This window comes from Pedobacter sp. 01T416_2 (assembly GCF_056398925.1).
In genome coordinates this window covers 1-10,053 of the sequence record NZ_JBFTQI010000123.1, presented here as the reverse complement: position 1 = coordinate 10,053, position 10,053 = coordinate 1, and the positions used below count along the sequence as shown (strand labels likewise).

At 41.3% G+C, this 10,053-nt stretch carries 9 protein-coding genes; 3 read left to right on the top strand and 6 right to left on the bottom strand.

Annotated features, from left to right (window positions below):
• From AC1DPQ_RS07560 to AC1DPQ_RS07550, 3 genes are all read left to right on the top strand, one after another.
• Positions 1 to 815: MFS transporter (locus AC1DPQ_RS07560; RefSeq protein ID WP_477608636.1), on the top strand; the 815-nt coding region annotated here is incomplete at its 5' end.
• Between the two features lie 8 nt (positions 816 to 823).
• The gene (locus AC1DPQ_RS07555; protein ID WP_477608634.1) at positions 824 to 2,461 is read left to right on the top strand and encodes a UxaA family hydrolase; all 1,638 of its coding nucleotides are present in this window, start codon (positions 824 to 826) and stop codon (positions 2,459 to 2,461) included.
• A 149-nt stretch (positions 2,462 to 2,610) separates the two neighbouring features.
• Entirely contained in the window at positions 2,611 to 3,393 is a 783-nt protein-coding gene (locus AC1DPQ_RS07550) for an L-fucose dehydrogenase (protein ID WP_477608632.1), read from the top strand.
• A 301-nt stretch (positions 3,394 to 3,694) separates the two neighbouring features.
• Here the strand turns inward: AC1DPQ_RS07550 and AC1DPQ_RS07545 are convergent, their stop codons facing one another.
• From AC1DPQ_RS07545 to AC1DPQ_RS07520, 6 genes are all read right to left on the bottom strand, one after another.
• Entirely contained in the window at positions 3,695 to 5,044 is a 1,350-nt protein-coding gene (locus AC1DPQ_RS07545) for an alkaline phosphatase family protein (protein WP_477608630.1), read from the bottom strand.
• Positions 5,045 to 5,047: 3 nt separating this feature from the next.
• Entirely contained in the window at positions 5,048 to 6,259 is a 1,212-nt protein-coding gene (gene eboE / locus AC1DPQ_RS07540; protein ID WP_477608628.1) for a metabolite traffic protein EboE, read from the bottom strand.
• 3 nt (positions 6,260 to 6,262) lie between these two features.
• Positions 6,263 to 7,426 (bottom strand): 3-dehydroquinate synthase, encoded by a 1,164-nt coding sequence (locus AC1DPQ_RS07535; RefSeq protein ID WP_477584986.1) that lies wholly within the window; start codon positions 7,424 to 7,426, stop codon positions 6,263 to 6,265.
• Positions 7,427 to 7,453: 27 nt separating this feature from the next.
• Positions 7,454 to 8,338, bottom strand: coding sequence for a UbiA-like protein EboC (gene eboC / locus AC1DPQ_RS07530; protein ID WP_477608626.1), 885 nt, complete (start codon positions 8,336 to 8,338; stop codon positions 7,454 to 7,456).
• Positions 8,339 to 8,342: 4 nt separating this feature from the next.
• Positions 8,343 to 9,329, bottom strand: coding sequence for a TatD family hydrolase (locus AC1DPQ_RS07525; protein WP_477584988.1), 987 nt, complete (start codon positions 9,327 to 9,329; stop codon positions 8,343 to 8,345).
• Between the two features lie 26 nt (positions 9,330 to 9,355).
• On the bottom strand, positions 9,356 to 10,053 hold a 698-nt coding region (locus AC1DPQ_RS07520), incomplete at its 5' end, for an EboA domain-containing protein (RefSeq protein ID WP_477608624.1).

The window sequence follows — 10,053 nt, the reverse complement described above, 5'->3', positions numbered from 1 at the left end:
CGCCAATACTTGGCGGTAAATTTATTTTTACCGAAGTAAAATATACCGATGTTCAATTGGCAAAAATGTTGCCTTTAGAAAAACAGGCTTATATGCTCGAAGAGGCATCAACAGTAAAAGCGCCTTATCTAATTTTGGGGATTCTGATTATTGTAGTCGCTATACTATTTATTTTCACAAAACTGCCTGATATTAAGGAAGAAGAAAATGCCAAAGAAAAAAGCAGTTTTGGACATGTATTAGGCCATAGCCATTTGCGCTGGGCAATTATCGGGCAGTTTTTTTATGTAGGCGCACAGGTTTGTGTATTGAGTTTATTTATCAGTTTCGTCACCTCATCAGCAAATATCAGCCAGGATCAGGCAGCATGGTATTCGGGCGCCGCAGGTTTAGCTTTTATGGTTGGCCGGTTCGCTGGAACTTTCTTCATGAGATACGTAGCTGCCCACAAACTACTGATGCTTTATGCATTAATTAGTGCTTTACTTACCCTCGTATCTATTTTTGCAAGCGGCATGATTACCGTTTATGCTTTAATCGGTGTCTCTTTCTTTATGTCGATCATGTTCCCAACCATATTCTCGTTGGGTATAGCAGGTTTGGGTAAAGATACAAAACTGGGCTCATCGTTAATTGTGATGTCTATTGTTGGTGGTGCCTTTTTACCACCGATATTAGGTTTGATTTCAGATGCCACGCACAACATACAATATGGGTATTTAGTACCATTTATATGCTTTTTAGTGGTTTTCTACTTCGGTTGGAAAGGACGGAAACCCAATCACATTGAAAAAGAAATTAGTTTAGAAGTATAAAATTGACAATGAAAAAATTAGTCATCAAGATTAACAATGCTGATAATGTTTTGGTTGCGTTACAAGATTTACCTAAAGATACCAAAATAGTGCATGAAGGGAATACCTACGTTACTGTTGATGAGATCCCTGCCAAGCATAAATTTTTTATGCAGGATATGAAAGCAGGCGATGAGGTAATGATGTACGGCGTTTTGGTTGGAAAGGTACAGTTTGATGTAAAGGTCGGTATGCGGATGAATGTAGAGAACACCAAACATGCTGCAGAGCCATTTGCCTATCGCAATGTTAATTACAAATGGGAAGCGCCTGATGTAAGTAAATATAACAACCGCAGTTTTAATGGTTATCACCGTAAAAACGGTGCAGTGGGTACTGCTAACTACTGGTTGTTTATCCCGACTGTTTTTTGCGAAAACAGAAATCTGGATATTATTAAAGAATCGCTTTATAGTGAGTTGGGTTATGCGGTAGATGACAAATATAAATCTTACACCCACAAACTGGTTCAGGCCTTTGAAAAGGGAGAAGACATTAATCACATTAGTTTTGAACCTAAAGTAGATAAAGCCCGCCGCACCTTTAAAAATGTAGATGGAATTAAATTCCTAACTCATAACGGAGGTTGTGGGGGAACGCGTCAGGATGCTGATACATTAAGCAAATTATTGGCGGCTTATGCCAATCACCCCAATGTGGCCGGTATAACGGTTTTAAGTTTGGGCTGCCAACATTTGCAGGTAGAAGATTTTAAACGCGACCTGTTTGCACTTGATCCTGATTTTGATAAGCCACTTTTAATTTTCGAGCAGCAAAAAGCACAAAGCGAGGAGCAATTGATCCAAAATTCAATCCGCAGTACTTTTGAAGGATTGATGTTCATTAATAAACAAGAACGTGCAGCAGCCCCGCTAAGCAAAATGTGTGTGGGTGTAAAATGCGGTGGTAGCGATGGTTTTAGTGGTATTTCAGCTAATCCGGCTGTTGGTTATTGTGCCGATTTACTGGTGGCCTTAGGCGCCAAGGTTTTACTGGCCGAGTTCCCCGAGCTATGTGGCGTAGAGCAGGAAATGATCGACAGATCTGTGGACCGTCCAACGGCTGAAAAATTCATCCGTTTAATGACAGAATATGATGATCTGGCACATAAAGTTGGTTCTGGCTTTTACATGAATCCTTCTCCAGGCAATATTAAAGATGGTTTAATTACCGATGCGATTAAGTCGGCCGGTGCTGCGCGTAAAGCCGGCTCCGCTCCAGTTGTAGATGTTTTAGATTATACAGAACCCGCTACTAAACCCGGCTTAAGCTTGGTGTGCACCCCGGGGAACGATGTGGAAGCGACCACAGGTAAAGCTGCTGCCGGAGCAACCTTAATTTTATTCACTACCGGTTTAGGCACGCCAACAGGAAATCCGGTTTGCCCCACCATTAAAGTGGCTACCAACTCGATCCTGGCAAAACGCATGAGCGACATTATCGATATCGACACAGGAGCAGTGATTAATGGCGAAAAAACCATTAACGAAATGGGCGAAGATATATTAGAATACTGTATTAAAGTAGCCAGTGGTGAAGAAATTCCTAAGGCGGTACAACTTAATCAGGATGATTTTATCCCCTGGAAAAGAGGTGTAAGCCTTTAATTCCATGGAGGGTGGATAATTAAAATGAAAGTCCTAGCATAAATCCGTCATTCCCGCGCAGGCGGGAATCTTAAAGCACCCCGTTATTTAGCATTAAGATTCCCGATCATCTGGGAATGACGTAATTCAAACAAAAATATTAACCAAATATGAATTTAAATTTAGAAGGTAAAATAATCCTGGTAAGCGGTGGTGCAAAAGGTATTGGCTCGGCAATTGTTAAAACTTTGGCTATTGAAAATGCTTTTCCCATCATTATTGGCCGTAATGAAAACGATAACCTGAAAATGCTCCAGGAAGTAATAGATTTAGGTTTAAAAGCAGATTATTTTACTACAGAACTCACCGCACCTGAAAGCTGTAAAACCATTGTTGATGCGATATTGGCAAAATATGGCAGAATAGATGGCTTAGTGAACAATGCTGGTGTTAATGATGGTGTTGGCCTCGAAAATGGAACTTATGAAGGTTTCATGGAATCGCTTCATAAAAACGTGGTGCATTATTACCTTTTGGCCAAACATGCCCTACCTGCACTTAAAAAGAGCAAGGGTTCGATATTAAATATTGGTAGCAAAACTGCAGAAACCGGACAAGGTGGAACATCTGGTTATGCCGCATCGAACGGTGCCCGAAATGCCTTAACACGTGAGTGGGCAGTAGAATTATTGCCTTTTAGCATCCGTGTTAATGCCATTATTGTTGCCGAAGCCTGGACACCGCTATACGAGAAATGGATCAACACCTTTGAAGACCGTGATGAAAAACTTAAAAATATTACTGATAAAATCCCTTTCGAAAACAGAATGACCAGCGTGGATGAGATTGCCAACATGGCTGTATTCTTATTATCAGATAAATCGAGTCACACTACAGGCCAACTGATCCATGTGGATGGTGGTTATGTGCACTTGGATAGGGCACTCTTGTAAAGTATTTATCCTCAATTCAACAAGACACGTCATTCCCGCGCAGGCGGGAATCTTAAAGCCTCAGTATTTAGCATTAAGATCCTAACTCTTCGGTCTGTGGCCTCACAGACCGAAACAAATATAGCGTCATTGCGAGGCTGGATATGAGCGAGCCGAAGCAATCTATTGTGTATTTATTATCAAAAAAGATTTTTCGTTTGTAGTTTAATGTTTTAACTGCATTCAAGCTTGCTTCGCAGGTGCTTCACTCCTACACAAGTCCCTCTTCGGTTCGCAATGACGAAATTAAGAAGCAAAATACTTAAACGGTTAAACTATCCCAAATCACCTGATAAACATCCGGTGCATATAGGGTTTTATCCATCGCCTTTGAAGTAACCAGAACAGGTTTAAATTTATCAGCTACATTAATGCTGCCATGCGACCCTTTCACCAGTGTAGCATCGAGTGGAATTACATCCATCACATAACGGAAGCCGGCTTTCTTTCTTAAAAGTTTATATCCTGCCCTCAATTTAGAGGTCATGAACATTTCGACAGGATCGTAGCCTGGTTTTTTATGGATATCAACCACCCTTGCATAATCGGGGGCTTTAGCGTCATCCAGCCAGAAATAATAGGTAAACCAGCTGTTTTCTTTTGCGGTAAGAATCAGATCGCCAGAACGTTGGTGATTAATGTGGTGTTTCCCCTGTTCTGCCTTATCGAGTACCAATTCAATATCAGGTACATTTTTCAATAGGGCTTTTACCTGCTCGGTTACACTTTTATCGTTGATATATACATGTGCTACCTGATGGTCGGCCACTACAAAAGCTTTCGAAGCGCCGGGATCAAGCAATTCCAGTCCTCTTTCTTCACGGATCTGGATCAAACCGTTTTCCCTGAACAAACGGTTAAGGTGGATTGGTTTATTTACAGGCGCAATACCATATTCGGAAAGTAAAATGATGCGGGCACCCCTACTTTCGTAAAAACGCACCAATTCTTCTACCACCTGATCGATTTCTTTCAGTTCTGTCCCAATTTCATCCAACTCAGGGCCAAACTTTTGCAGGCAATAGTCTAAATGGGGTAAATAAATTAAGGTAAGCGTAGGGTTGTGCAGCTTTTCAGTTTCCATCGAAGCATCTGCAATCCATTTTGTTGATTTAATATTTGCACCAGGTCCCCAGAACTGAAACAAAGGGAATTGCCCCAGTTTAGCCTGTAAATGGTCGCGTAATTCGGCAGGTTGTGAATAACAGTCGGGTAATTTACGACCATCGGCAAGGTAATTCGGACGTGGTGTTACCGAAAAATCGGCTGTTGAATACATGTTGTACCACCAGAACATATTGGCACAGGTAAAATTCGGATCTTCTTTTTTAGCCTGATCCCATATTTTTTCAGCATTCACCAGTTTATTAGATTGTTTCCAGAATTTAATTTCTGCATCTGCGTGATCGTACCATCCATTGCCCACAATACCATTCTCTGAAGGATATTTACCAGTAAGATAACTCGATTGCACAGCCGTTGTAACTGCGGGCAATAAAGGCTCTATGGTTGTTAAATGGTTCTCAGCGATATATTTCTGAAGAAAAGGCGTATGCGCCCCAATGACGGAGGCAGATAGGGCTACGATATCGATAACAACGGTTTTATGCATGTTCTATTTTTCTAATAAATTTTTAACCCAAGCCAGTTCCCTGATAATTGAATCGTTTAAAGGTGCTTTTAAAGCTGTTGRTAAAACTTCCCAGGTATAGGTTTCTACTTCTAAATGAGCGGTAAAAGGGTTATTTTTTTGCAGGTTTAATACCTCGGTAATATCCGATTGTGTAGATTGGATCAAACCCATATCTTCAACAAAAATAGGTACATGAAAATGTGCCCGCCACTCTTCTACTTCAGGATTTTCTCCCGCTGCCAGTGCATCAGCAAGGTCAGGATAACGCAACAGCGAACCATCATTTTTTCGGGCAATTACCTGATGGAGGTAAGTAGGTTCGTCAAAACGGCCTAACTGAGCCAATACGGCTGTTCTTTCCGAAACAGATGCAGGTAATTTAGCTTTCAATGCGGCACTGATCTGGATTTTTCCAATCTGAATGCCTTTCTCCTGCAGTTCATTGATAATGGCTGTATGGGGTTCGTAACCGATTGCGAAATGACAAACATCATAACACAAACGGATATGCATTTTGATCAGATTTTCTGCTTCATTGGCGTTTAAACCCGATCGATCCGAAAAATAATTTTTTCCAGTTGGTAAAAGTTCGTGTTCAAACCAGTTGATAAATTCGGGACCAGATTCGAGAAAACCATCGGGTTCTGGTTCGATATCGAGATGAATGATTTTATCTGTTTTTTTAAAGATTTTTGCTAAGCCTCCGGCAACTTCCAAAATATGTGCGCTTGCAGTAACTGTAGCTTTTTCTCTTCCCAAAGCATCCTTAAACCAAGGTTTGTAGCTTAATGGCGATGTCGAAATGCCTCCATCCATACCTTCCGGGAGTAACTGTGAAAGAATTTCTGCTAAACGGAGTGTATATTCGACGCGATCTCTCGTCGTCCAATCGGGCGCATGTACCTGATCTTTAACCCTGGTATGATGGAAACCGCCATATGGAAATCCGTTCATGGTAAAAACATATCCACCTTCCTGCTCAAGCCACAGCTTAAATGTTTCCAGGTGATTTTCTTCCAGCAATTCGATACTGGCGAGATTGGAAAGGCGCAAACCTATACCCAGCGGTGCCTCTGGCGACAATTGCGCTTTTAATACCGGAAAACTATCTTTTAACACGGCAAAATGTGCCATCCAGCTTTCGCCTGCATAAATGTTGGTACAGAAGGTTAAATGTCCGGAAGTTAATTTCATAGCTTAATGTTGAATGATAGCTGTTTGGTTGTTTAAAATTTCGGCAGCTCGTTTTAAAATGTCGGCATCAATTTCGTGAACTTCCTCTCCACTGCCAAGGCCTGTAAGTAAGGTGATGGTCAGCTCTCCACCAAGATGCTCTCTAAATTCTTCCAATCCTTGTAAAATTGGGCTATTACCTTCGGTAACCTGTAACAAAGGATGCGTTAATTCGAAACCAAGTTGCTGAATCAAAGTGATTACCCTTTGTGCATCTTCAGTGCTGATCCTGCCCGATAAATTGGAATACACAGCATCTAAGGCTATCCCCATGGCAACGGCTTCACCATGCCTCACTTCAAAATTAGTCAGATATTCTAGTTTATGGGCGCTCCAATGGCCAAAATCCAAGGGTCGGGCCGAACCGTTTTCAAAAGGATCGGCACTGCGGATATGCTCCATATGGAGTTTTGCACATTTCCAGATCTGGTAGTTCATAGCTGTTATATCCCGCTGCGCAAGCGCAACAGCATTTGCTTCCAGCCACTCAAAAAACTCACGGTCTTTAATCAGTGCCACTTTAATTGCTTCGGCAATACCTGAGCGCCAATCGCGATCGGATAGCGTGCTTAAAAATACTTCGTCGTTAAAAACAGCGACCGGCGGCGAAAAAGTACCCAAAAAGTTCTTTTTATTGAAATAATTAATTCCATTTTTCACACCAACCCCCGAGTCGTTCTGCGAAAGCACAGTACTTGGAATCCTGATGTGTTTGATACCACGGTGTGCAACAGTAGCCGCATAGCCCACCATATCGAGTACAGCGCCACCACCAATAGCAGCAACAAACGAATGTCTGTCGATACCATGAACATTGATGGCTTCCAATACCTGATCAAAATATCTGGTATCGTTTTTTACCTGTTCTCCCCCTGGGATGATCAGGATATCCTGAACCAGCTGCGTTTGAGGGTATTTTGAAAAATATGTTTTAATCTGGGTGTTAAGGTCTTTGTGTGCATTTGTTACACCTTCATCTATTACAAACAAGATCTTCTTTACTGCAACAGCCGGATTTAGGTTAACTAAAAAACTGTTCAACAGTTCATTTTCAGGCAAAAAAAGCGATGAAGTAAAGAAAACATTATAATTATATTGTACGGTAAAGGATTGATGTAAATGTTCCATATCAATTTGAGAATGTGTGTTTGATGGTTAAGTAACGGCGAATAATTTAGAAAGCCACATGGATAATGGCAATAAAGCTGCAATTATAAAAGCCAAAATCAAGGCATCGAAAGTTACGGCCCAAGCTGCATCCATCAAAATAAGTGAAATTACACCAGCTTTTACCGCCCCGCCGATATTTTTACCGATAGGCTCCTTTATTGCTTTTAAAAGTGGCCTGAAAATCATAAAGCTAAACGGAATCAGAAACAGCAGCGACCACAGCAACCTATCGTTTACAAAAGCAAAATAAGCAATAGCGCAGATCACGATTGTATACAGAAAGGCGGCCAAATATAAGTTTTTAGCATGGCCTCCATGAACTTCGCCACGGCTGGTCATGGTGATGGAAAAAATATAAATTACCGGAATAAGGGCCAAATAATAATGACTGCAAAGCATTGCTGGCACAATACTCAAACCGAGTAGCAAGTTAAATCCACGGCATAAGCCCATATTCAAGGGGCCGAAAAAAGAATGGTGTTTACCAAATTTATTATAAAGCAAAGCGAAGACGGCTACAAAAAGGGCCAATAATCCCGATGTTAAACTATTTAATGCAGCTAATGCAATACCGCCCAAAAGTAACAGGCTACCTAAAATAGTTGCATTTTTTAAGCTGATCAGCCCGCTGGGAATGGCCCGCTCCGGACGTTCTATTTTATCCAGATCGGCATCAAAAACATCATTAAAAACGATTCCTCCTCCATATAAACAGGCTGTTGATGCAGCCAAAAATACAATAGATAACCATGGAATGGAAAACCCACTGCTTAAAACGCCAGAAATGGCAATTCCTGCTAAAATATCGGCTACTGACGTAACAATATTGGCAGGGCGCGTCATGCGCAGATAGACAATTATTTTTTTCAATACTTTAGCTAATGATGATAGACGATTTATCTGTTCTTGGCTGTTGCCCACCACGCAAAATGGTATTGCCTTCGAATTTCTCGGTAAGGTCTACATTTTTTTGCGCATTAAAATCAGCTTCATCCAGCTGCCCGCTCTGTGCAAATGCAGTAATCGCATTGCGGTAAGTAACCAGCTCAATAGCCTCATCGCTTAAACCACGCATTTTCATTAAAGCAGCAGTTTTTGGTACGGCTAAAGGATCGCTGATGCCCCAATCAGCAGCAGAATTTACCATAATACGTTCTGGACCATATTGTTTTACAATTTCTACCATGCGCTCGTTACCCATTTTAGTAAACGGATAAATGGTAAAAGCAGCCCAAAAGCCTCTATCTAAAACCTCTTTTACCGTCTCTTCGTTATTATGGTCGATAATTACGCTATAAGGATCAAGGCCATGCTCCAAAGCAATATCCATACTGCGTTGTGTGCCTTTTTTCTTATCGCGGTGTGGTGTATGCACCTGAACAGGTAAACCTGCTTCTTTAGCAAGCAGAAGTTGTAATCTATAATATTTTTCTTCGGCTGCAGTTTGATCGTCAAAGCCGATTTCGCCTATGCCAACTACTCCTTCTTTATAGATAAACAATGGCAATATTTCCATTACCTGCTCTGCCAGGCTTTCGTTGTTGGCTTCTCTTGAGTTAAGACCAATGGTGCAATAATGTTTAATGCCAAATTGAGAAGAGCGAAAGCGCTCCCACCCGATCAGGCTACTGTAATAATCTCTAAAGCTATCCAATCCGGTACGTGGCTGCCCCAGCCAAAATGCGGGTTCTATCAAGGCAACAACTCCCGCATCAGCCATCGCCTGGTAATCGTCGGTCGTTCTCGAAGTCATGTGAACATGTGGGTCGAAGAATTTCATTCCCCTTACCGCACTGATATCAAACGCCTCAGGCTCCCCCATCAATGCTTTATCTCTTTCAATTGAACTACTGCAACACATATATTTCTATTTTGAATTTCTAATGGTTAAAATGAATCCCAGTTTAAACTTCCTTCTGTGAAGGCCAACTTAAGTTCAGGAAAAGTGTTAATATAATCTTTTGCCGGCTGATAATCGGACTGTGCGATAGCAAGTGCAATGGCGCGCTGTTCAATTTGGTCGTAATGCTGTAAACCGACTTTAAGGGTCTCAAAAATCTCGGCATTGATAAATTTACTAACCAGGCGCCAAAGCTGTGGGTTTACCTTTCGTTTGGCCACCCAACGTTCTTTTGCATAATCAATCAAAGTTAATGCAAGTTCCAGATTAGCCCGTTTATCTAAACCAACGATGAGCTTAATATTTTTTTCGGTAAAAAACGCCTTCAGCACCAATTGGTTCCAAGCCGCTTCATCCAGATTTTCTGAAGGATAGGGATTGTTTTCCATTATCGCTTCCAAAACCGATCCAATATTACTCCTAATCCCTTCAGCACAACGTTTTACCCAAATTTCAGGATGAGCTAAAAACGGCAGGGCCGAATACAAAGCCACCGCCTCATTCATTTCTGCCGACAGAAATAACCGATCGACGGTTGTGTAAAGTTTCTCCTGGTCTATTGAATTTAAAGTGCTCAGCAACCAAACGCGACAAAGTCTATCTATTGTCCAGTTACAAATATAACTGATTCCAGCCTCTTCTATTAAAACCTTTTGTTCTTCGTTAAGTTGAATAAGCGATTTCC